Genomic DNA, 23,557 nt, shown 5'->3' with positions numbered 1-23,557 from the left:
ATAAGTAAGAACTGGTACCCGTTTATCAGATAGTCGATGCTACGACCATCTGTTGAATGACGCAATGGAGTTACCATGAATACGTCAGTTGTTTCACCGGGTCGTGCAGGCCTGATTTTGCTGTTAACCGGCCAGATGTTGCCGTTGATTGATACCTCAATCACCAACGTCGCGCTGGACTCCATTACCCGCTCGTTACATGCCACCGCAACCGAACTGGAGCTGATTGTCGCGCTCTACGGTGTGGCGTTTGCCGTCTGTCTGGCGCTGGGCAGCAAGCTTGGCGATAACCTGGGTCGTCGCCGTCTGTTTATGGCGGGGGTAGCGATTTTTGGGCTGGCGTCGTTGCTGTGCGGTATGGCGGGGAGCATTGAACAGCTTCTGGCTGCGCGTATTGTTCAGGGTGCCGGGGCCGCACTTATCATGCCGCAGATCCTCGCCACGCTACATGTTACGCTAAAAGGAACGGCGCACGCCAAAGCCATCAGCCTGTTTGGCGGTATCGGTGGTATCGCATTTATCGTCGGGCAGATGGGCGGCGGCTGGCTGGTATCAGCCGATATCGCCGGGCTGGGCTGGCGAAATGCCTTTTTCATCAACGTGCCATTCTGCCTGATTGTTCTGGCGTTAAGCCGCCGCCATGTGCCGGAAACCCGCCGTGATACCCCGTCACGCATCGACTGGGCAGGCACTGCTCTGCTGGCGGCAATTCTTTGCTGTCTGCTTTTCCCAATGGCACTCGGCCCGCAGTGGCACTGGTCCTGGCCGCTTAAGGCTGCGCTGATTGCCATTATTCCGCTGGCCTGGTTAATGGCGATAAATGCGCGCAAAAAAGAGCGTGAGAACGACCACCCACTGATCCCGCCGCGTCTTTTGCAGCTCGGCAGCATCCGTTTTGGCGTGTTGATTGCGATGCTCTTTTTCAGCGTCTGGTCCGGGTTTATGTTCTGCATGGCGCTGACCATGCAAACGGGTTTGGGCATGGCACCGTGGCAGTCCGGGAACAGCTTTATTGCGCTTGGGGTGACGTACTTTATTTCCGCGTGGTTTGCCCCGCGTCTGATTGCTCGCTACAGCACCAGCACCATTCTGCTCACCGGTCTCGCCATCCAGATAATCGGCCTGCTGGCGCTGATCGCCACCTTCCGTTACTGGGGAATGAGTAACACCGCGCTGACGCTGGCCCCGGCAACCGGGCTGGTGGGCTACGGCCAGGCGCTGATCGTCAACAGTTTCTACCGTATCGGGATGCGCGATATCCAGCCTGACGATGCCGGTGCCGCCAGCGCCATTCTGAGCACCCTGCAACAGGCCGCATTAGGCCTTGGCCCGGCTATCTTCGGGGCCATTTTGCTGCATGCGCTGCACAACCACCACGGGGATTACACCCAGGCAATCAACGCTTTCCTGGTGGTGGAAACCGTCATGATGATTGTCCTGGCACTGGCAACGTTGCGTATGCGCCATCACCTGAGTATGCCCGTGGTGAAGGCTTGCCACGCGGTGAAATAAGCCCTCCGAATTTGCATAATAGATCCGCAGCCGCCATTATGGGGCTGCATCAATACAGGAGACGTTATGCAGGAATTAATTGCCCAGGTTGAAGAGTTAGGCATTGAAATTAATCACACCACATCCCTGGTGATAATCTTTGGTATTATTTTTCTTACTGCCATCGTAGTACATTTTATTCTGCACAAAGGGGTGCTGCGGGCATTTGAAAAACGTGCCCAGGCCAGTAGCCATTTGTGGTTGCAGATAATCACGCAAAATAAATTATTTCACCGACTGGCGTTTACCCTGCAGGGGATTATCGTCAACGTTCAGGCGGTATTATGGTTACAAAAAGGCAGCGACGCGGCTGAAATCCTGACCACCTGCGCAAAGCTATGGGTGATGGTATACGCCCTGCTCTCTTTCTTCTCGCTGCTGGACGTTATGCTTAAGTTGTCGCAAAAAATGGCGACTGCCTCGCAGCTACCACTGAAAGGGATATTCCAGGGGATAAAACTGGTCAGCGCAATCCTGGTGGGGATTTTGATTATCTCCCTGCTGATTGGTCAGTCGCCCGCCATTCTGATTAGCGGTCTGGGGGCGATGGCTGCGGTATTAATGCTGGTCTTTAAAGACCCAATCCTGGGGCTGGTGGCCGGTATTCAGCTTTCCGCCAACGATATGCTCCGGCTTGGCGACTGGCTGGAGATGCCGAAATACGGGGCAAACGGCACGGTAACGGATATCGGCCTGACCACGGTGAAAGTACGCAACTTCGATAATACGATAACCACCATCCCAACCTGGGCGCTGGTGTCTGATGCCTTTATTAACTGGAGCGGGATGTCGGCTTCCGGCGGGCGGCGGATTAAACGCAGCCTGAATATCGATACCACCAGCATCCATTTCCTCAGCGAGCAGGAACAACAGCACCTGATTCAGGCAAAACTGCTCAAACCTTATATGGCCGCACGTCATGAAGAAATCAGCGTGTGGAATGAGGAAAACGGCGAAGGCGAGTCAGTATTGAACCTGCGCAAGATGACCAATATCGGGACATTCCGTGCTTATCTGAATGAATATCTGCGTAACCACCCACGCATTCGTAAAGATATGACCTTAATGGTGCGCCAGTTAGCCCCCGACGCTAACGGTCTACCGGTTGAAATATATGCCTTTACCAATACCGTTATCTGGGCTGAATATGAAAATATTCAGGCCGATATTTTCGATCATATTTTCGCGGTAGTAGACGAATTTGGACTGCGCATTCACCAGTCGCCAACCGGGAACGATATTCGCTCGCTGGCCGGCGCACTGGCGAAATAAATCAGGAACTGGCGCGGGAAATAAAGCGCCAGTCCATCATCACCCTTTCCGTAGGCGCATCCGGGTTATCGATTTTATTCAGCAGCAAATCGACCGCCTTGCGCCCGATATCCCGCGAAGGTTGTTCGATTGTGGTCAGGGAGATCATGTCTGCAAGCTCCGTGCCGTCAAAACCCACCACGGCGATATCCTGTGGCACGCGCAGCCCCGCCTGCTCAATCGCCCGCAATGCACCAGCCGCCAGCGTGTCGGATACGGCAAAGACCGCATCCGGCGGGTTATCTACCAGCAGCTTTTGCATCGCGGACATCCCGGCTGCAGAGCTGAGATCGCGTGCGTATTCCACAACCTGATAATCCAGTTCGCGCAGATGCAGCACACTTTTATAGCCCCGCTCGCGCAGACGGGCATATTTGTAGCTTAAATCGTGGTTAATCAGGGCAATGCGTTTACGACCGCTGTCGGCAAGCTGGCTCACCACATGTTGCGAGGCATCGACATCATTGATCCCCACGCAGGATACCGATCCGGCATCTGCGTATTCGGCACACTGCACCCAGGGAGCGGCCCCGATCAGCGCTGAAAGTTCGGGAAGCTTAGAGAACGCATCCATGGTGATAATGCCATCAACAATTTTACCTGACAGCAGGCTTAAGCCTGAGCGGGAACGTTCGATATCAGAGCCGGAGTTGCACAGCAAAATGCGGTAACCGTTTTTTTCGGCCTCTTCTTCGATACCTTTTACCACTTCCGCGCAAAACGGGTTAGCGATGTTGGACACCATCACCAGGATCATGTTGCTGCGGGCGGTGCGCAGCTGGCGCGCCAGCAAATTAGGCTGGTAGTTGCTCTCTTTGATGGCTGACAGGACGCGCTCGCGGTTTTTTGCCTTTACGGTGTCGCTGTTATTGAGCACGCGCGACACGGTGGCCACAGACACGCCGGCAAGCTGAGCGATTTTCTGAATTGACATAACGACGACACATCCTGCGGTTAGCGTTTTATGCAGGCTATCATAAATTTGTTGCCCGGCGAACCGGGCAACACGTCATCGCTCAATACGCACCCATCGCTGTCGCTGATGGCTTTTTACTATTGCATCAATGATATACATCACATTCGCACCCTCATGGAAGGTGGCGAACAACGGTTGCTCCGGCATCCTCCCCGCCTGAACAGCGCGGTAGAACTGCGCCATCATATTTTTGAACGCGTCCGGCCAGCCTTCGATATGGCCCCCCGGGAAATGGGCGCTTTCCGCCGCATCCGGGCTCATTAAACCCGGATCGTCGCTCAGCAGCTGATTAGCCTGCGCGCGATGGCCAATCCACAGCCGTTGCGGCACTTCCTGATCCCACGCCACGGAGTGTTCACTGCCGTTGATCTCAAAGGTCAGGCGGTTTTTACGCCCGGCACTGACCTGCGAAACGTTAAAACTGCCTTTGCTGCCGTCATCAAAGCGAAACAGCACCGAGCCGAAGTCTTCGGTAGTGACCGGTTTATCCTCATACGCTGCCCGTTCGTCGTGGATGAAGGTTTGATTTCCCGCCACGCTGGCCTTACGCGTTGGCCAGACTATCGAGAGATCGGCCATCACTTCGGTTATCTGCCGCCCGGTAACAAACTGCACGGTATCGCACCAGTGGGAGCCGATATCGGCAACTGCGCGCGACGCCCCACCGAGAGCGGCATCAACCCGCCAGTTGTAGTCAGTTTCCAGCAGCATCCAGTCCTGCAAATAGCTGCCGTGTGCAGCGAACAACCGCCCGATACGGCCTTCGCGCATCATGCTTGCCGCCTGGCGCACCATCGCAAACTGGCGGTAGACAAAGCTGACGCCATGGATCACCCCCGCCTGTTCTGCCAGTGTTACGAGCTCACGCGCCTCTTGCGGTGTCATGCACAGGGGTTTCTCGGAAAAGACATGCTTGCCCGCGCGTAAAATCTGGCGATTTACTTCTGCGTGCAGATGATTGGGCGTGCAGTTATGTACCACGTGCAAATCAGGGTGCGCCAGCAGCTCATCAACGCTGCCGTAGGCGTGGGGCACATTAAGCGCGCGCGCTTTTTCCTGCGCGAGGGCAAGCGAGCCATCGCACAGCGCCACAACCTGCACAAACCCCAGGCGGCGAAGCGCTTCAATATGGGCCGGGCCGATAAACCCGCTGCCGATAATACCGACATTAATCATTGCTGCCTCCTGCTGCAAAATCATCAAATGCACGCCCCGACACCGGAATAATGTGGCGGCGGATAAACTCGCTGCCCTCGCTCGCGCCGGTGTCGCCATCCTTCAGGCAACATTCCCACTCCAGCACCGCCCAGCCGTCGTAATCGTACTGCGTCAGCTTGCTGAAAATCCCCTTAAAATCAATCTGACCATCGCCCAGCGAACGAAAGCGCCCCGCCCGATTGATCCACGGCTGGTAGCCGCCGTACACGCCGCTGCGCGCGTTGGCCCTGAATTCGGCATCTTTAACGTGGAATGCCTTGATCCGCGAATGGTAGATATCAATAAAGGTCAGGTAGTCCATCTGTTGCAGCAGCATATGACTTGGGTCGTAGAGAATGTTGCAGCGAGGATGGTTGTCCACCAGCGCCAGAAAACGCTCAAAGGTCACGCCGTCGTGCAGATCTTCCCCCGGATGCAGCTCAAAACAGACATTCACCCCGTGTTCATCAAAGGTATCCAGAATCGGCCGCCAGCGACGTGCCAGCTCGCGGAACGCCTCCTGGAAACGCTGTTCATTATGCGGTGGCCACGGGTAGAAATACGGCCAGGCTAGCGAGCCGGAAAACGTTGCGTGCGCGCTCGACCCTAACCGGGACGACGCCATGGCCGCCTGTTTTACCTTCTCTGTTGCCCAGGCCTGGCGCGCCGCATCGTTGCCGCGTACTGCTTCTGGTGCAAAATGATCAAACGCCTCGCGATACACCGCGTTTACCGCCACCAGTTGCCCTTCCAGATGGGTCGAGAGTTCACTGATAACCAGCCCATGCTCGGCCAGCTTTCCGCTTATCTCGTCGCAATAGGTCTGGCTTTCAGCCGCCTTCTCCACATCAAATATATGTGGATGATTGCAGGGAATTTGCAGTGCTTTATAACCCTTGCCAGCCGCCCAGCCCGCCAGCCCGTCCAGCGAGTTAAACGGCGGCTGCCCGCTGATAAACTGCGTAAGAAAAATAGCCGGTCCCTTAATGGTTCTCATACCGCCTCCTGAATGTTAAGCCTTGTCATCGTCATACCTGAACGTGAGAAGGAAAATCAGTGCAATCGCCGCGGCCGCTACCGCGGGGATCCACCAGAACGCCACCCACGCCTGCGGCAGGGTTTGCCCGGCCACCAGCCCCTTGTAAAGTACGCCCGAAATTTGCGAGCCCAGCAGCATTCCGATACCGTAAGTGAACATCACAATCATGCTCTGCGCCTGACCTTTCACTTTCTCCCCCGCTACACGGTCGGTATAAATAAAGCCGACCACGAAGAAGAAGTCGTAGCACACGCCGTGCAGCAAAATGCCCAGATAAAGCAGGAAGCGCCCTTCCTCACTCACCCCCAGCGCGAAGAAGGCGTAACGCACAAACCACGCCAACATGCCGACCAACAGCATGTATTTCACGCCCAGACGGCGGAACAGCAGAGGGATTATCAGCATGAAGACAATTTCCGACATCTGCCCGAACGACATGGCAGTACTGACGTCCGCAATTCCTGCATCGGCCAGATAAGACGCGGTATAGGCGTAGTACGTCCCGAGCGGCACGGAAATCAGCATTGCGCAGAGCGAGAAGATAAAGAAATGACGCGTTTTGAGCAGCGCAAAGGCGTCTGCGCAGAAGAGATCGCGCAGCTGTACCGGCAGCCCTTTCGCTGGCGCCGGGGTGTGCGGTAACGTCAGGCTATAGAGCGCCAGCAGCACCGAGCAGGTGGCCGCAATATGGAAAATGGTAACGCTGGACGCCACGCCGGTGACGCCGATAAAGATCCCGGCGACAATCCAGCCAATCGTGCCGAACACGCGCACCACCGGGAAGGTTTTATCGACATTCGCCAGGCTGTGAAAGGCGATGTTGTTGGTGAGCGCAAGTGTGGGCATATAGCAGAGCGTGTAGCCAAACAGCAGGCCAATCAGCAATGCGCCGTTTTCTGCAATCAGCACCCCTGGCACGAACCACAGGATAGCGGCCCCCGCCAGATGCATTACCGCCATCACCTTTTGCGAGGCAAAGAAGCGATCCACCAACATCCCGAGCACAAACGGCGAGAGAATAGAAGCAATTGGCCCTGCGGAGAACGCATCGCCAATCAGCAAAGACATGTTGTGCTGAGTCATCACCAGACCGAGCGTGACCGACCAGCTACCCCAGATAAAAAACTGCATAAACATCATTAACGACAGCCGTGGCACAAGAAGCCGGTGCTGTACTATCGCCTTTTCACTACTTTCAGTTGTTGACACCATGATGAGCCTCACCCAGAAAAAGTAATCGATTACAAAAAAGTTCAAATGGAAAGTAATCGATTACAAAATAAAGATCCTGTGGATCGAAACAGAAATGGGAGGGGGGTCACGATAAAGATCATTTCATCGCCAGCCCAGGTGATTTGATTGGTTTTATAGCCTATTGGCTATAAAATGATATGGCGAGGAAGAAATAAGGAGAAACGATGTGGGACATCGAGACAACGGACAGATTTGATAAATGGTTTTTTAACCAGACACTCGCATTAAGGAGGACGTACTTGCTGCAATGCATATTCTCGCTGAGTTTGGCCCTCAGCTTGGGCGTCCATATGTCGATACTGTTAAAGCTTCAGCCTATCCGAATATGAAAGAGCTGCGGACCCAGCATTCAGGTGATCCTATTAGAGCCTTTTTTGCTTTTGATCCGAGTCGCACCGCCATTGTGTTGTGTGCCGGAGACAAGACCGGATGTGTTGAGAAGCGATTCTATAATGAGATGATTACGCTAAATAGATGCGCGGAATAGTAGATCACTGAAAGGGAACTCAGCCCGGATTGTGCGATCTGATCAATCGCCAAACCAACCAAAACCACCAACCGGACTGAGCGATGCCGATCATAGCACCAATACCCCGTGGCGAACGACGCCTGATGCAGAAAGCTATTCATAAAACGCGCGATAAAAATCATGCCCGCAGACTCACGGCCATGCTGATGCTTCATCGGGGTGAACGGGTCAGCGATGTTGCCAGAACTCTCTGTTGTGCTCGTTCATCCGTTGGTCGCTGGATTAACTGGTTTACGCACTCAGGTATTGAAGGCCTGAAATCCTTACCCGCAGGGCGCTCCCGACGCTGGCCTTTTGAACATATCTGCACCCTGTTACGTGAGCTGATAAAGCATTCTCCCGGCGATTTTGGTTATCAACGTTCACGCTGGAGCACCGAATTACTGGCATTAAAAATCAATGAGATAACCGGTTGCCAGTTACATGCAGGAACCGTTCGCCGCTGGTTGCCATCTGCGGGGCTTGTATGGCGCAGGGCCGCGCCAACTCTGCGTATCCGTGACCCACATAAAGATGAAAAGATGGCGGTAATCCACAAAGCGCTGGATGAATGCAGCGCAGAGCATCCGGTATTTTATGAAGATGAAGTGGATATCCACCTTAATCCTAAAATCGGTGCGGACTGGCAGTTGCGCGGACAGCAGAAACGGGTAGTGACGCCGGGGCAGAACGAAAAATACTATCTGGCCGGCGCACTGCACAGTGGCACGGGTAAAGTCAGCTACGTGGGCGGCAACAGCAAAAGTTCAGCGCTGTTTATCGCTCTGCTGAAGCACCTGAAAGCCACTTACCGGCGGGCGAAAACAATCACGCTGATCGTTGATAACTACATTATCCATAAAAGCCGCGAAACACAGCGCTGGTTGAAAGCAAATCCCAAGTTCAGGGTAATTTACCAGCCGGTTTACTCGCCGTGGGTGAATCATGTGGAACGGCTATGGCAGGCACTTCATGACACGATAACCCGTAATCATCAGTGCCGCTCAATGTGGCAGTTACTGAAAAAGGTCCGCCATTTTATGGAAACCGCCAGCCCATTCCCCGGAGGAAAACATGGTCAGGCAAAAGTGTAGCGGTATTAGGCGCAGCTATTTAGCTGACGCTGAATTCAGCAAACATCTGGCAAATAAGGAGGCCATATGGCATCGCTAAAAGAACTTATGGCACAACAGAGTGCGGAAAGTCAGGAACGTATTGCGACGAAAGTTGAAAAGATGCGCCGAATTGTTGCACTGAATCAACTGCGGGAAGAACTGTGCATTTCGCAAACGGAACTCGCTGCGGCAATGGGGGTAAAGCAACCCACAGTGGCAAAAATCGAACAACCGGGTAACGATCCCCGACTCTCAACACTCAAACGCTATGTCAGTGCGCTTGGGGGAGAACTCAGTATTGATGTGACGCTACCGAATGGGAAAAGGATAGCGTTTCAGATTTGATGCCCAGGATTGTAGGCCCGGTAAGCGAAGCGCCACCGGGCTTTAAGGCAAGTACGGTCAGGTGCCCTCTCCCACAGGGAGAGGGAGAAAAGCAGATCACTTCTTACGTGACAGCTTAAACGCCACAAACAGGAACAACACCCACACTGGCAGCAGCATCGCGGAAAGACGCATGTCGTCGATGGTGCACATCAGCACGAGGATCAGCCCCAGGAAGGCGATACAGATGTAGTTCCCCGCCGGGTAGAACAGCGCCTTGAACTGGGTGTCGCGCCCCTTGCGACGCATTGCCGCGCGAAAACGCAGGTGCGCCAGGCAGATCATTATCCAGTTCAGCAGCAGCGTGGCGACAACCAGAGCCATCAGCAGGCCAAAGGCCTCTTTTGGCAGCAGATAGTTGATCAACACCACCAGCGACGTGATTGCGCCAGAGAGCAGCAGCGAATTCACTGGCACACCACGATGGCTGACGCGGGTTAAGAATTTCGGCGCATTGCCCTGCACAGACAGGCCAAACAGCATTCGGCTGTTGGAATACACTCCGCTGTTATAGACCGAAAGGGATGCCACAAGAATGACGAAGTTCAGCGCTGAAGCCACCACGTTGCTGTTCAGATCGTGGAAAATCATCACAAACGGACTGCTGTCGGATTTGACTTCTACCCACGGATAGAGCGCCAGCAGCACCACCAGGGAACCGATGTAAAACAGCAGGATACGGTACACCACCTGGTTCACGGCTTTGGGGATGCTTTTATGCGGATCCTGCGCTTCAGCCGCGGTAATCCCAATCAACTCCAGCCCGCCGAAGGAGAACATAATCACCGCAAGCGACAGGATAAGCCCCTTCCAGCCCGTTGCCAGGAAACCGCCGTGCTGCCACAGGTTATCGATGGTTGCACGCTCACCACCGTGGCCAGAGAACAGCAGCCACAGGCCAAAACCAATCATGCCAATAATCGCCAGCACTTTTATCAGTGCAAACCAGAACTCGGTTTCGCCGTACAGGCGCACGTTCACCAGGTTAACGGCGTTGATAATGATGAAGAAGGCCGCAGCCCAGATCCACGTCGGCACGTCCGGCAACCAGTACTGCATATAGATGCCTGCGGCGGTCAGCTCAGCCATACCCACCAGCACGAACATCACCCAGTAGTTCCAGCCGGACAGGAAGCCTGCAAACGGCCCCCAGTATTTATAGGCAAAGTGCGCAAATGAGCCTGATACTGGCTCCTCGACGACCATCTCGCCAAGCTGGCGCATGATCAAAAAGGCGATAACCCCGGCGACACCGTAACCCAGCAGCACTGCCGGGCCAGCCATCTGAATAGCAGGGCCGATGCCGAGAAACAACCCGGTACCGATTGCACCGCCGAGGGCAATTAACTGGATATGTCGATTTTGCAAACCACGTTGCAGCGTCGGATTATGTTCCGACGAGGCTTCGGCGCTCTCACTGCCCGAAGCGGATGACGCGTCTTTCACGTCCTACCCCTGTCTCTTTTTTAGAAGGGGCACGTTTTAACACTTCATGCTGGTGGTAGCAAGGGATTGGGGCATCCTTGCCCCTGATAACGAGGGTGGAACTCAGAACTCGTAGCCAACCGAGACTTTAAAGGTCCGGGGTTCGCCTTGAGTGATATACGTACCGGAATCATCAACAGACGCCCAGTAGTTTTCGTTGGTGACGTTGTCGATGCCCGCACGAAGGGTCATCTGGTTTTGATTCTGGTTAACCGCAAAACGGTAGCGCATCCCCAGATCCAGGGTGGTGTAGCTGTCCAGCTTTTTGGTGTTGGCCAGGTCTGCATACTGCGTGCCCGAGTGGTTCACGCGCGCGGTTGCCGTCAGCCCGTCAATGGGTTTGATGTCGTACTCAGCACCCAGCACCGCATAGAAATTCGGTACGCCGATGGCATCGTTGCCCTGATTCAGGCCGTTGTTGGTCTTGGTCAGCTCCGCCTGTAGCCAGGTGGCACTGGCGTTGAGACGCATCCCCAGCATTGGCTCGCCAAAGACATTCAGCTCAACCCCGCGGTTACGCTGCTCGGCATCCAGACCATAGTGTTTGGTCACGCTGTCGAGAATGGCCGATGGCATTTTGATTTCAAACAGCGCCAGAGAGCCTCCCACGCGACCGAAGTCGGCTTTAACCCCCACTTCGTTCTGCTTTGAATGGACGATCCCGGTGCTCTGGCCGTAGTTGGTTGCCGTATCTGGCGCGGTTTTACCCGGCTGCAATGCCTCGGTGTGATTAGCGTAAAGCGAGATCTCATTCCACGGCTTATACACTACGCCGTAGGTTGGCATCCAGCGGCTGCCGTCGAAGCCATCCGCGTCGTTTTCTGCCCCGGTGATTTTGTTATAGCCACGGATCACCACCTTCTGATGACGGGCACCTGCGGTGAACAGCAGCTTGTCATCCAGCACGCCGAGTGTGTCACTGAACAGCCAGCCCTGAGAGCGGGTGCGACCGCTGGTCAGTGGGTCACTGTAATCGCCGCCAGATCCGTTGAAGTTGGTGCTGTCTGGCGCATCCACGCCGGTGTTGTGATAGATGTTGGTGTACGGGTTATCCGCCGCCTTCGACATCTTCCACGCAATTTTTTCGTTTTTGGTCTGCGCGGAATATCCCACGTTTACCTTATGCGAGACGAAGCCGGTACTGAAGTTGCCGCGAATGCCCGCCATACCGCTGACCGAGTCGCTGATGCGGTTTGTGTCCAGTCGGCTCACAATCGCCCGGCCGCTTTTGTCGAGGATCTTCGGTGCGCTGTATAAACCTTCTTCGTGCGCGTGTTGCGCGCCGAGGCCGGTGTATGCCGTCCAGTTATCGGTGATGTCGTATTCGCTACGCCACATCCCGAATTCGTTTTCGATATTGCTGTAAGCCCATTTCTGCGAAATGTTGCGGTCATTTTTCGGTGGCTCAGGAATGAAGTCTACTGCCGAAATGTTGACGCTGGTCGGGCTGCCGTGGAAGGTCTTCTTCTGATAACCCACATCCAGCGAGGTGCGGAAGTTATCGCCTTTGTAATCCAGGCCAGTCGACAGCAGGGTGGTACGGCGACGATCGTTCGCCACACCGGTTTCCCCTTCGCGATGGACCAGGTTCACCCGCGCGCCAAACTGATCGCTGTCACCGAAACGACGACCGGCATCCAGAGTGGTACCAAACTGCGAATCAGAGGTGTAATCCACGCCAACTTTCGCCCGTGGGGTTTCGCCTGCGTGTTTTGGTTCAAGGTTGATCATCCCGCCCACGCCAGAGCTTGCCGCACCGTTCATCAGGGAGTTTGCCCCTTTGAAGATCTCGATACGATCCACCATCTGCGCATCAACCACCTGGCGCGGCAGCACGCCGGACAGGCCGCCAAAGGTCATGTCATCACCATCAAACTTCAGGCCGCGAATACGGAAGCTTTCTGCACTGTTACCGTATCCCTGAACGTACTGCACACCCGCGTCGTTGGCGACCACATCGGCAATGGTTTTCGCCTGCTGATCTTCAACCAGCTTCGCGGTGTAGCTGACCAGGTTAAACGGTACGTCCATGGCATTCTGCTGGCCGAGCATCCCCATGCGTCCACCGTTTGCCACCTGCCCGTCAAGGAAGGCAGGCACCAGCTGATCGCCGCCCGGTTTGAACGTGTCTGCCGAAGCCGACTGAACGACAATGGTGTCTTCATTTTTGTTATCCGCCGCAAAGGCGGAGTGTGTAACCGCGCCAATGGCAAGCGCCAGCAGCGTTTTGTGCATTGTGGTGTTGGTCATAATTAACTCATTAAAAGTACGCGCAAAATTGGCCCGTGAACGGGCCTTAGAATTTAGTTAAGCGAAATACGAACGACGCTGTCCGGCCCGTTTGTTGAGTGGTCTTTGTTGAAAGCCTGTTTAACGGTGACGTATAGCGTCTGGCCATCTGCGGCCAGCAGCAGGCTGTTTGGGTTCGGCGGCAGATCCCATGATTGCTTCACGGCGTAGGTGGTGGCGTCCAGGCTCAGCAGTTTTCCGCTCTCACGCTGGGTGATGTACAGCTCATTGCGTCTGGCGTTGAACTTCACCGCCAGCGAGTCGCCGATATCCAGCTGTTTGATAACATCACCGGTGCGGATATTGAGCACCAGCGTGGTTTTGGCTTTGGAATTATCCGTGACGAACAGGCGCCCGGTGGCCTTGTCTTCGGCCAGATTCAACAGCAGGGCTGGCTTGCTGCCCAGCGGCTTCCAGCGTTTTTCGATTTTGTTGGTGTGCGGATTGATGACGAGGATCTCGCCGCCGCCGTTGGCTGCATACAGACGGTCTGTCTGTTCAGACCACAGTAACCCGGTGACCCACTGGCCGGCATTTTTGATGGTTTTTTTCAGCTTCAGGGTTTCGGCGTCTATCACCCAAATCACACCCGGATCGCCCACGCCCCCCACGAACAGCGTGCCGTCGTGCAGCAGAATTTCACGTGCACCAAACGGGAAGCCCTCTTTGTTGCGCTCGGTGAACATCAGGCGTTTTTTGACTTTGCCGTCCGCGGTGCTGATGGCGCTGATACCGCCGTCCAGCGAGTTCGTGACGTAGACCGTTTGCCCGTCAGGTGCGATGGTCATCGCGAAGTTTTTCAGATCCGTATGGCTGCGGCCAAGGGTTTTCAGCGTGGCGGGATCAAGCTTATAGACCACACCGCCCTGCACATCCTTAAAGCCTTCAGAACTGGCAACAAACAGCGCATCGCCCTTCTTATTGAGTACCATTTCGTACAGACCATCGGCCAGTTCACGTTTGAGCACGCCGGTTTTATCAGGCGTGGTTACGGTCTTCTGGACAGCAGGTGCCGGTGTGGCCGCCTGTTGTGCGGCACAACCGGAAAGAGAGACAGCAACAACCAATGCCAGCGCAGACACTTTTGGGGTCATCAGGAACATCCTTTACCGTTCAAGAGAAAGTCAGGCGGGAAATTGCGTCGTATGTCGCTAAGCGATCTGATTGTGTTGACAGGCTGTAAGGCCAGTGCAAAGTCCACCGTAATTACTCAGTGTTCCTTGTGAGTCAGGCACTCACTGCTGATGCGGGGGCGTCCGTCGTTGCCGCAAACACTAAAGAGAATGAGAACTATACTCATTATCTTTGTGTAATCAAGTGTAAATACAGAAGGGGATTCAAAAAATCATTATTAGGTTGAGATCCCGTGTCGGGTTAATGAGTTGGCGGAGAGAAAAATCGACGAGATGCAGGGGTTACTTCAGTGGTTAGCCACTGAAGACGCAGCTCAAGCAACCATACTTATTTCAGGCGGGTTTAAAACGAAACAAAACGGAACGCCACCCCGTCATTCCGGGGTGGCATTCACTGTATTACTTTTTCTTGTAGATATTGGCCGTGCCATGAATTTTGTTGTTCGTATTGCCGGAAGTCAGCACCAGAACATCAGCACCTTTCTTATCCGCTTTCTCAATCAGCTCTTTTTTCGCATCATCGACCGATACTTCATTCGAAGTGGAGACAGTGCCGATTTTTTTATACTGGGACGCGACTTTATTAAAGTCTGCACGAGTCATCAGTTCAGCAGCAAAGACATTAGTCGTAAACAGAAACGCCGTTCCCATCAAAATAGCAATTGTTTTTTTCATAACCTTTTTTCCTTGAGATTAATAAACAACCACGTAAAACCTCACTTTTCTTGGTGAGGTTTTATCAGCATGGTAGAGAAACTCAGGAAATGCCACATGCCTGGAAAAAATCTTTTATAACAACCCGTTGCCGGAAAATACTAACGAGTATTAAGAATTTCTTTCAGGCCTGCGAAACGCAAAAAACACGGGCCTTACCGGCAATATCGATACGTACAGACGTGCCCGAGTTCCAACCCGGCTGGCTCACTGTTTTCAGGATAAGCGGTGCTTGCTGCCCGGCAAGTGCCAGTGTGAGCGTGGATAAGTGGCCGGTGAAATCGACGTCAAGAATGGAGATTTGGCTTTCATGCGGCGCGCACGCTGTCACGCGGAGCTGTTCCGGGCGCAGCATCATACGTCCCTGCCCCGTTGCCTTATCATCATCAGTCAGGACTTCACCCAGCGCGCAAATCGCGCGCCCGGCATTGAGCTGTGCAGGCAGGACCAGCGCATCGCCCAGGAACAGCGCGGTTTCTTCGTCCACCGGTTGGGTATAAACCTCAAAAGGCGTCCCCACCTGGGTGAAACGCCCTGAGCGCATCACGGCAACCTGGGTCGCGAATGACAGGGCTTCGTTCTGATCGTGGGTCACAAGAATAGACGCCACGCCCGCGTCAGCGAGCAGATCCGCCGTTGCTTTGCGCGTCATAGCGCGAAGCCCGGTATCAAGCGCGGAGAAAGGTTCATCCAGCAGCATCAGCGACGGACGCTGTGCCAGGGCACGCGCAAGTGCGACGCGCTGCTGCTGACCGCCGGAAATCTCATGAGGCCAGTGCGTTGCCAGTTGCCTGTCCAGCGACACCATCTCCATAAGCGCCTCAACATGCTGGCGTTTTTCCTGCCGGGTGCCTTCCAGCCCCCAGGCAATGTTGTCTGCCACATTGAGGTGCGGGAACAGCGCCCCTTCCTGCGGAACAAAACCGATCCCACGCTGATGAGCAGGAACAAAATTCGCCTCATCAAACAGCGTTTTCCCCTGCATCACAATGCGCCCGGCATCCGGCGTTTCAAAACCGGCAAGAATACGCAGCAGCGTTGTCTTTCCTGAACCCGACGGCCCGACAATCGCCGTTCTGCTTCCTGGCGCGACGGTCAGGTTCAGGTTATCGAGCACCAGCGCATCGGCAAATGATTTAGAAATCGACGTTAGTTCAAGCATGTCAAAGCCCTGCGATTTTTTTAGACTGCATGTAAAGGATACCGGTCAGCGGCAGTGAGATAAGGATCATCAGCATGGCGTAAGGCGCCGCAGCAACGTAATCAATCTCACTGGTCAGCGCCCAGAAGCCGGTTGAAAGCGTGCGTGTCCCCAGCGGCGAGAGCAGCAGCGTCGCGGTGAGTTCGTTACTGACGCCAAGGAACACCAGCGCAGCACCTGCCGCCGCACCGGGGGCGGCAAGCCGCATGGTGACGCTCCAGAGTGCTTTTGCCGGAGAGCTACCCAGGCTGCGGGCAACGTTTTCCAGCTCTACCGGCGCCTGTGCGATGCCGGCCCGCAGGTTGATCAGCGCACGGGGCATAAACATCAGCAGATAGGCGAGGAACAGCGTGACTTCGGTTTGATAAATCGGCCGCGCGTAATGGATTGTTACCGTCACCAACGCCAGCGCCGTCACGATCCCCGGTAGTGAACTGGTGATGTAAATGCACCCTTCCAGCATCCTGAACACGTGATGCGGATAGCGAATACCGAGCCAGGCAATGGGGATCACGCAGACGGTGGTCAGCAGCGCGCCACCCACGCCGAGTACCAGCGTCTGGCGAAGCGAGAGCCAGAGATCGGCGCTCATCCAGTTTTGTACGCCCCCAAGCCAGATCCAGCGACACAGCACAACGAGCGGTACACCCAGGGCCAGAATAACCAGCGCCACAAACAGCACCTGCCCCATCGCAGCCGCAGCCGGTTTCAGCGGCCAGCGTTTTTGCTCGCGCGCTGCGCCGGATCCGATACGGGCATAGCGGGCTTTACCGCGCGTTGCGCCTTCAAGCAGCAAAATCGCCAGGCAGCACAACGCCAGCACACCCGCCAGCATATTGGCCGCCGGGCCGCTAAACGTTGACTGGAACTGGTCGTAAATCGCGGTCGTAAAGGTATCGAAGCGGATCATGACGTACAGGCCATATTCCGCCAGCAAATGCAGCGCAACCAGAAGCGCCCCGCCACAAATCGCCAGTTTTAACTGCGGCAACACCACGCGGAAAAACACCCGCCACGGCGGCGTACCGAGCGAAGAGGCCACATCCTCAAGCGTTGGGTCAAGGCGGCGCAGAACCGCAGCAACAGGCATATAGATAAACGGGTAGTAGGCAAGTACGGAGAGAAATACACCCGCAGAGAGACCGTGCATAGAAGGCACGACACTTATCCAGGCATAGCTTTGGACAAATGCAGGGATCGCCAGCGGCGCAACGGCAAGCGCTGACCAGACCCGACGGCCCGCAAGCGTAGTACGCTCAGTCAACCAGGCGATGGAGACACCCAGGACAATACACAAAGGCACCGTTAACGCCGTCAGCCACAACGTGTTGCTGAGCAGCTCAGCAACACGCGGGCGAAACACGAGAGCCTTAATGGTTTCCCAGCCGGTCTCAAAGCCAATGGCAATGATAAAACCTAAAGGCAGAAGCGCCATCAATGAAAACAGTACAGCTAACACAACCATCGGCAACGCCGGCCGCTTGCGGGGCGGCTGGCGAGATGTACTTTTACCGAGGTCGAGACTCAAACCAGACATAAGGCTTTCACTTAACTCTTAGGATCACAGCAGGCCCGCTTGTGTCATCAGCTCAATGACTTTCTTACTGTTGAGTGTAGAAGGCTCAACCTTTGGTGCATCAAGATCTTTCAGCGGAACCAGTTTCGGGTTAGACGCGGCGTTAACGCCTACGGCATATTCGAATGCATTGTTAGTGCGCAGCTGCTCCTGACCTTCTTTACCGGTGATCCACTTAATGAACGCCTGCGCCTGCTCTTTATGCTTACTGGACGCCAGAACACCGCCGCCAGAGAGGCTCACGAACGCGCCCGGATCCTGATGTTTGAAGTAATAGAGTTGGGTATTTTTGCTGTTTTCACCGGTTTTGGACTGATCAACAAAACGGTAGTAATGATAAATCACGCCGCCATCAATCTGACCAGCGTTGACCGCTTTCATCACGGTACTGTTGCCTTTATAGGCAACAAAGTTGGCTTTCATCGCTTTCAGCCAGTCCAGGGTAGCCTGTTCGCCTTTCAGCGCCAGCATCGCACTGACAATCGCCTGGAAATCAGCACCAGACGGGGAAGCAGCCCAGCGGCCTCTCCACTCAGGTTTTGCCAGATCCATCAGCGATTTAGGCAGTTGCTGTTCGCTCAGCTTAGCCGGGTTATAAACAAAGACGGTGCTACGTGCAGCAATACCGATCCAGCGGCCGTGCGCAGGACGATATTCCGCAGGGACTTGTTTTAAAGTGGCCGCATCTAATGGCGCAAACAGTTTTGCATTATCAACCAGTACCATTGATGGGGAGTTTTCGGTCAGGAAGACATCCGCAGGTGATGCATCGCCTTCCTGAACCAGCTGGTTACCCAGCTCGCTGTCATCGCCATTACGCAGTGTGACTTTAATCCCTGTTTCTTTAGTAAAACCATCAACCCACGACTTCACCAGATTTTCATGCTGGGCGTTATAAACAACGATACCTTCGTTGTTTTCAGCCGCAACAGACTGAGTTGAAAGGAAAAGTGATGAAGACAATAATGCAAGCGAGAAGCATGACAATACGCGAGAATTCATGAACATATCCTTAATAGACCAAAGTAAATCACAACGAATGGCTTTGCGGATACGGATTAAAGCATACAAAAACGCTAATGATAATTACTATCAGTCATGTTTTTACGTAAAAGTCTAAAATAGGCTTTTACGCGAATTTAAAATGATAAAAATCTAAGAAAAAAATATGGATATATTAAAGATTAGGAAAACCTTAAGATTCAAAATACATTATTTAATTAGCGTTCTATTTATTTCAGGCAATTGAATTTACACGTTACTGAGGTGAAATACACAGCATTATTCAAAAAATGACGTGCAGGAGCATAAGAGAGTTTTACGGCGGTGAAATGGGTGTTTTGATAAAACGATGACCTGAATGGTCCCTACAGGATTCGAATATAAGCCTTGCAACCCTTGCTATAACTGGATATTTTTCTGTTCGAAAAACTCAGGAGCCCCCAATTAGGCCCCCAATCGTATTTCGCTGAAAAAACAAACGATTTCGAATCTGATGATTATAACTGTAAATCACTGTGCTGCCAGCATCCCCGGATAGTGCTTCGCTACGATGTTGTTCATCTTATCTACCAGATCCATACGCTTAAACGAGATATGACCACTACCCTTTTGGAAAAGGCGAATAGTGAAGAGATCATCTCCGAATACCTGCAGTAGTGGATTATCGCGAATGAAATCCATCAGTCGGATAGTCACATCGTGCCGGTTATCGGGAATGGTTTTACCATCCAGCAGGAACAACATGCGCTCCAGATCGGCTAACTGGTCACGCCGCCAGCCCCAGCTCAGGCTATAGCGCCATTTATCGTACTTCACCAGATTGTTAACGATAATCTTCTTGCCGAAGTAACAGGGGTTATTGGTTTTGTAATCCCAGCTTAATCCCCTGAACACATTGATGATGCCACGCTCGAAGACCTCCTGTTTGTTGAGATGAAGTTGCTCAAAGGTACTCAGGATATTCGCTTCGCTGATTGCCGGGAGATCGCCCTCTTCGAGGTTTTTAGCCCACTGGCTACGCGCCTCAGCATCCATCAATGTCAGCATCCCTGACTTCAACATCAGATCGCGCCAGATGCTGCAGTCGATATTGCGGGTGATGACTGGCATCGCTTTATCTACAGGTTGCACCAACCAGCAGTCGAAAGAATGGCCCTGCCGCATCGCCCAATGATTAGCTACGTCGCCACCAATCCCGAAAGTAAGTTGGGAAACGTCATCAAGCTGACGAATTAGCGCCTCAATCCGTGTCAGCGCAGCATTACGGCCAGTGACAATACGTTCAATGCTGGTGGAACAAATCACACCGGTGTGCCCGGTTAATACTTCGGGTTCATTAATATTATTTCCGGACATTATTTCTCTCCTTTATAGTCAGAAAAATACCAGCCGGTCAGGGCTGGTGTTTATGTGCTTGCGGGACGCGGTTTGTTTCGTCCAGCTCATCGCTTGCCTGGAGCGCTGACCTGCGGATGTTGCCCTCTGGTAATAGCCGTCACCTCTTTATACGTGTCACGGTTCATCAGCCCCGTTGCTTTCCTGGCCCGGAGGATATCTATGGGTGTGATAAACGGAGACTGCGTCAGGATGCTGAAGCCTGGGCGGTCAGTGCGGACCAGTTCATACTTCTCAACGATAAAATTCAGGGCATCAACCAGCGAGATACCGGCATCAATATGTTGCTGAATGACCTGTTCATCACTGAACGGCGTATCGCTAAGCGTGAGGCCATAGTGTTGTGCCAGCAGGCTGGTCAGCAGGGTCTGCCAGACACTCACCGGAGACGGACGTGACGATGCCGCCCGCATGAGGGGGGATGATTTGGTTTGCATAAGCGTTATCTCTTTAGTGGGAAGATATGTGCGCTGAAGTGCGAAGTATTACGGTGTTATGCCGTGGCGACAGGAGTGGGATAAATCGCGATATAAACATAGCCGTGCGAACCGAGCGTATCGGCCTCGCAGGTCAGACCTTTTGCATACAGCGTGACGCAGTGCTGATGACGGGGATTCAGTTCACCGCTGGTGAGCATTAACTCCAGCTGTTTGAGCAATATCGGGAAAGCCTGGTCAAGATGGCGTAAATCCGCATCACAGAACTGTCCGCTAACATTCGCCCGGTCAGCCAGGTAATGCAGGCGGTTTCCCTCCTGGACCAGACGGGCCCCAAAACACGGGGAGACACTTCGCCTGAGCCCCCACCAGGGTTCGCTGATATCATGCGTTGCTATCGTGGTGTTCTTCGACAAAATGTAGTCCTCCTTAATCGTGAATTAATTCAGGCTTACGCTGCGTAATACGACATACGGGCCGTTGCGGTCCTGGCGGCGCTCTGCGAATACGGCCAGTACACCGCTGATATCTTCCACCTCGCGACCGGCATAGTGGCAGATGCTGCCGGACCATTTATATTTGCCGGTACAGAAGCGAAACAGCCTGGACTGCGAATGCTGTCGGTATATCGCCATTGCCTGACGTTTACTGATAATTTTCATTAATACTCCTCCCTTATAACCAGCCCCGTTCGGCAAACGAGACGATATCCATTCCGCCGATAACGAGGTGGTCCAGGAGACGCACCCCCACAAGGTCCAGAGCATTCTTCAGACGCTCTGTCACCCGTCTGTCAGCCTGACTGGGTTCGGCATGGCCTGAGGGATGGCAGTGCGCGACAATCACCGCTGCCGCATTGTATTTCAGGGAGGCTTTCACCACTTCCCGTGGATGGACTTCGGTATGGCTGATGGTGCCTTTGAACAGCGTTTCGTGCGTAATCATGCGGTGCTGGTTGTCCAGCAGCAGCAGAACAAATGTCTCTCTTTCCTCCATGGTCAGTTGAAGCCGTAACCAGTCACGTACTGAACTGCTGGACGTAAACGATGCGCCGGGCTCGCGTAACTGGCGCTCCAGAAGAGTCAACGCCTCGCGGATGGTCTGTTGTGCGGAGGCTGTCAGTTCATATGCAAACAACGGTAACTGTTTTTCCATGGTGCAGGACCTCAGTCGATGATGTGCATAATGGCGTTGCACTCAGGGTGGTTCAGCGCATAGTCGCGCAGACGGTAATAATGCTCTGTCATGGCATCGCACTCCGTGCGGCAGGCATGGTGGCTGTAAGCCATCAGACAGGCCGCAATACCCGCAGCTTCAGCACTCATTTCAGCGCCGTTACCATTCAGGATATTGAACAGCGACCAGGGACCGTCACTCTCTTCCGGAGCCATGAAAGCACCACCGTTGCTGAGAGTGTAAAAAGCCCAGACGCCACCGCTGTAATCCGCACACAACCGGTCCATCCAGGCAAAGATGCGGGGTTCGAGGGTTATCCACTGCGGGATACGACCAAAATGCTGAGGCCAGAAACGAAGGCGCTGTTCATCTTTAACAGGTGTGGCACAAAGAGTGTCTGTCGGAATGGTGTTATCCGTTAATGCGTTGTTCATGATTAATGACTCCGGAAATAAAAAAGCCTGCCGGTCAGGGCTGGCGGGAAAGGCTGAGACTGAAGTCTGGTAAGGTTGGTCAGGACCTGCGGATGCCATAACGAGCAATGTAGCTGTTCAGCATAACCCCGGCTTCAGGTTCAAAGTTCCATGCCCGCCAGACCATCACTCCTTCGCAACGAATAACCAGACGAAAATGCGTTCCCTGGTCGTCTTCAATGGCGACGTTGTCATATTGCGCTGCGATGTCTGAAGCCTGCTCACGGGTAAACGGGCCGGAGGGAAGTTGCGGATGGGTTTCGGTGTTCACGGGTATGTTCCTCCGCATCGAAGTTATGCCTGTCCCAGCAGGTCAAGCATATTCTCTGCCATCACCCACAGCGCACGATTAAGTTTCACATCGCCATCGATACCGTTCACAGCACGGGTACGGTTGCTTCGCCCCTGTGCGGTGCGCCCCGCGAGTCCTCCCTTCATCAGGTTCTCCTGCACCCGCTGATACACCGTCCAGAGGTCGTCACTGCGGTCTTCGTAACGACGTGGCGTCAGTATCTGAGCAGTAGTGACGGGCTGGTGGTCTTCACCAAAACGATAGTGGAGAGCGGCCCTCGCCATCGCCTGCTGCGCTGGTGGCGGTAACAGAGCCGACTGCATGGCATCACGTCTCTCTTCCACCCGGTCGAATATCCCCAGTACCTCATAAGCCCCTTCAATAACTTTCTCCACCACATTCCCTTTATGCGGCACCCGCACTTCACCGAATGACTGCCCACAGACCAGTCCGTTGGTACAGACACCACGAAACAATCCCGGCAGCATCTGATAACTGGATGAGCCATCGTGTGAGTTGAGGAGGATAATTTCGGGCACCTGCTGGCCGGTGAGCTGTCCTGCACGACGCAGACGTAACATGTGTTTGGTGTGCTCCCGTCGGCGCTGGTCCCGAACGCGGGTCTGGCAGGCAAAGAAAGGTTCAAAACCTTCCCGCTGCAGATTCTCAAGAATAGTGATGGTCGGTATCCAGGTATATCGGTCTGAACGGGATTCGTGCTTATTCTCACTAAAAACACTGGGGACGTATTGCATTAATTCTTCACGGGTTAACGGGCGGTCGCGCCGTACCTGATTTACCCGTCCAAAACGACTGGCTAGTTTCATGATGAGTTCCTTAATTTATCTCTTTGCACCAAACGGCTTAACCTCAGAAGAATAGATATATGCTTCGAGGAATAACGGATTTTCACCAAAGTAATATAGATTCAAATTCATCCATAACTTAATAAAAAAAAGCCCGAGCATTATATGTGATAACTCCAGAGCAATTTGATGGTTAAAAAGGTATAAAAATCATGAATGTCGTTAATTCCTTCCTTTATTGCA

23 protein-coding genes and 1 pseudogene are annotated in these 23,557 nt (G+C 53.7%); 5 read left to right on the top strand and 19 right to left on the bottom strand.

Annotation, left to right across the window (positions count from 1 at the left end):
• Window positions 1-75 precede the first annotated feature (75 nt).
• Both HV107_RS16185 and HV107_RS16180 read left to right on the top strand, forming a co-directional pair.
• Entirely contained in the window at window positions 76-1,512 is a 1,437-nt protein-coding gene (locus HV107_RS16185; protein ID WP_182059927.1) for an MFS transporter, read from the top strand.
• A gap of 66 nt (window positions 1,513-1,578) precedes the next feature.
• Window positions 1,579-2,823, top strand: a complete 1,245-nt coding sequence (locus HV107_RS16180; protein ID WP_182059926.1) for a mechanosensitive ion channel family protein — start codon at window positions 1,579-1,581, stop codon at window positions 2,821-2,823.
• Between the two features lies 1 nt (window position 2,824).
• Here the strand turns inward: HV107_RS16180 and HV107_RS16175 are convergent, their stop codons facing one another.
• The 4 genes from HV107_RS16175 to HV107_RS16160 all read right to left on the bottom strand — a co-directional run bounded on the left by HV107_RS16175 (window position 2,825) and on the right by HV107_RS16160 (window position 7,286).
• A complete protein-coding gene (locus HV107_RS16175) occupies window positions 2,825-3,796 on the bottom strand; it encodes a LacI family DNA-binding transcriptional regulator (protein ID WP_182059925.1) in 972 nt (323 codons plus the stop codon).
• A gap of 75 nt (window positions 3,797-3,871) precedes the next feature.
• The gene (locus HV107_RS16170; RefSeq protein ID WP_182059924.1) at window positions 3,872-5,014 is read right to left on the bottom strand and encodes a Gfo/Idh/MocA family protein; all 1,143 of its coding nucleotides are present in this window, start codon (window positions 5,012-5,014) and stop codon (window positions 3,872-3,874) included.
• The gene (locus tag HV107_RS16165; protein ID WP_182059923.1) at window positions 5,007-6,032 is read right to left on the bottom strand and encodes a sugar phosphate isomerase/epimerase; all 1,026 of its coding nucleotides are present in this window, start codon (window positions 6,030-6,032) and stop codon (window positions 5,007-5,009) included. The genes HV107_RS16170 and HV107_RS16165 overlap by 8 nt, the downstream gene beginning before the upstream one ends.
• Before the next feature lie 15 nt (window positions 6,033-6,047).
• Window positions 6,048-7,286: an MFS transporter gene (locus tag HV107_RS16160; protein ID WP_182059922.1), complete on the bottom strand. Its 1,239-nt coding sequence runs from the start codon at window positions 7,284-7,286 to the stop codon at window positions 6,048-6,050.
• A 206-nt stretch (window positions 7,287-7,492) separates the two neighbouring features.
• On the opposite strand from HV107_RS16160, the pseudogene HV107_RS16155 reads away from it, so the two are divergent.
• The 3 genes and pseudogenes from HV107_RS16155 (at window position 7,493) to HV107_RS16145 (ending at window position 9,296) form a co-directional block, all read left to right on the top strand.
• Window positions 7,493-7,815 (top strand): annotated as a pseudogene (locus tag HV107_RS16155) (type II toxin-antitoxin system RelE/ParE family toxin).
• Between the two features lie 83 nt (window positions 7,816-7,898).
• The gene (locus HV107_RS16150) at window positions 7,899-8,930 is read left to right on the top strand and encodes an IS630-like element ISEc33 family transposase (protein ID WP_032425611.1); all 1,032 of its coding nucleotides are present in this window, start codon (window positions 7,899-7,901) and stop codon (window positions 8,928-8,930) included.
• A gap of 66 nt (window positions 8,931-8,996) precedes the next feature.
• The gene (locus tag HV107_RS16145; RefSeq protein WP_182059921.1) at window positions 8,997-9,296 is read left to right on the top strand and encodes a helix-turn-helix domain-containing protein; all 300 of its coding nucleotides are present in this window, start codon (window positions 8,997-8,999) and stop codon (window positions 9,294-9,296) included.
• Between the two features lie 96 nt (window positions 9,297-9,392).
• Here the strand turns inward: HV107_RS16145 and pheP are convergent, their stop codons facing one another.
• From pheP to HV107_RS16070, 15 genes are all read right to left on the bottom strand, one after another.
• The gene (pheP, locus tag HV107_RS16140; RefSeq protein WP_182059920.1) at window positions 9,393-10,781 is read right to left on the bottom strand and encodes a phenylalanine transporter; all 1,389 of its coding nucleotides are present in this window, start codon (window positions 10,779-10,781) and stop codon (window positions 9,393-9,395) included.
• Between the two features lie 102 nt (window positions 10,782-10,883).
• Window positions 10,884-13,070: a TonB-dependent siderophore receptor gene (locus HV107_RS16135; protein ID WP_182059919.1), complete on the bottom strand. Its 2,187-nt coding sequence runs from the start codon at window positions 13,068-13,070 to the stop codon at window positions 10,884-10,886.
• 53 nt (window positions 13,071-13,123) lie between these two features.
• Entirely contained in the window at window positions 13,124-14,203 is a 1,080-nt protein-coding gene (locus HV107_RS16130) for a PQQ-binding-like beta-propeller repeat protein (RefSeq protein WP_182059918.1), read from the bottom strand.
• Window positions 14,204-14,641: 438 nt separating this feature from the next.
• Window positions 14,642-14,917: a DUF1471 family periplasmic protein YahO gene (gene yahO / locus HV107_RS16125; RefSeq protein ID WP_182059917.1), complete on the bottom strand. Its 276-nt coding sequence runs from the start codon at window positions 14,915-14,917 to the stop codon at window positions 14,642-14,644.
• A 163-nt stretch (window positions 14,918-15,080) separates the two neighbouring features.
• Window positions 15,081-16,118: an ABC transporter ATP-binding protein gene (locus tag HV107_RS16120; protein WP_182059916.1), complete on the bottom strand. Its 1,038-nt coding sequence runs from the start codon at window positions 16,116-16,118 to the stop codon at window positions 15,081-15,083.
• A gap of 1 nt (window position 16,119) precedes the next feature.
• A complete protein-coding gene (locus tag HV107_RS16115) occupies window positions 16,120-17,694 on the bottom strand; it encodes an iron ABC transporter permease (protein WP_182059915.1) in 1,575 nt (524 codons plus the stop codon).
• A gap of 24 nt (window positions 17,695-17,718) precedes the next feature.
• Complete coding sequence (locus tag HV107_RS16110) at window positions 17,719-18,735, bottom strand: iron ABC transporter substrate-binding protein (protein WP_182059914.1); 1,017 nt, start codon at window positions 18,733-18,735, stop codon at window positions 17,719-17,721.
• A 510-nt stretch (window positions 18,736-19,245) separates the two neighbouring features.
• Window positions 19,246-20,091, bottom strand: a complete 846-nt coding sequence (locus HV107_RS16105) for a DUF4942 domain-containing protein (protein ID WP_065805890.1) — start codon at window positions 20,089-20,091, stop codon at window positions 19,246-19,248.
• Between the two features lie 86 nt (window positions 20,092-20,177).
• Window positions 20,178-20,567, bottom strand: coding sequence for a TA system toxin CbtA family protein (locus HV107_RS16100; protein ID WP_065805889.1), 390 nt, complete (start codon window positions 20,565-20,567; stop codon window positions 20,178-20,180).
• A 56-nt stretch (window positions 20,568-20,623) separates the two neighbouring features.
• Complete coding sequence (locus tag HV107_RS16095) at window positions 20,624-20,983, bottom strand: type IV toxin-antitoxin system YeeU family antitoxin (RefSeq protein WP_065805888.1); 360 nt, start codon at window positions 20,981-20,983, stop codon at window positions 20,624-20,626.
• 24 nt (window positions 20,984-21,007) lie between these two features.
• Window positions 21,008-21,229 (bottom strand): DUF987 domain-containing protein, encoded by a 222-nt coding sequence (locus HV107_RS16090; RefSeq protein ID WP_065805887.1) that lies wholly within the window; start codon window positions 21,227-21,229, stop codon window positions 21,008-21,010.
• 13 nt (window positions 21,230-21,242) lie between these two features.
• Complete coding sequence (radC, locus tag HV107_RS16085) at window positions 21,243-21,722, bottom strand: RadC family protein (protein WP_065805886.1); 480 nt, start codon at window positions 21,720-21,722, stop codon at window positions 21,243-21,245.
• 11 nt (window positions 21,723-21,733) lie between these two features.
• Window positions 21,734-22,177 (bottom strand): antirestriction protein, encoded by a 444-nt coding sequence (locus HV107_RS16080; RefSeq protein WP_182059913.1) that lies wholly within the window; start codon window positions 22,175-22,177, stop codon window positions 21,734-21,736.
• Between the two features lie 79 nt (window positions 22,178-22,256).
• Entirely contained in the window at window positions 22,257-22,505 is a 249-nt protein-coding gene (locus tag HV107_RS16075) for a DUF905 domain-containing protein (protein ID WP_070596360.1), read from the bottom strand.
• A gap of 5 nt (window positions 22,506-22,510) precedes the next feature.
• The gene (locus tag HV107_RS16070; protein ID WP_040217125.1) at window positions 22,511-23,335 is read right to left on the bottom strand and encodes a DUF932 domain-containing protein; all 825 of its coding nucleotides are present in this window, start codon (window positions 23,333-23,335) and stop codon (window positions 22,511-22,513) included.
• Window positions 23,336-23,557 lie beyond the last annotated feature (222 nt).

Origin of the sequence: Enterobacter sp. RHBSTW-00175 (assembly GCF_013927005.1) — a bacterium.
Classification (GTDB): Bacteria; Pseudomonadota; Gammaproteobacteria; order Enterobacterales; family Enterobacteriaceae; genus Enterobacter.
The sequence above is the reverse complement of the archived record's forward strand: the minus strand, read 5'-3'. Positions and strand labels throughout refer to the sequence as shown.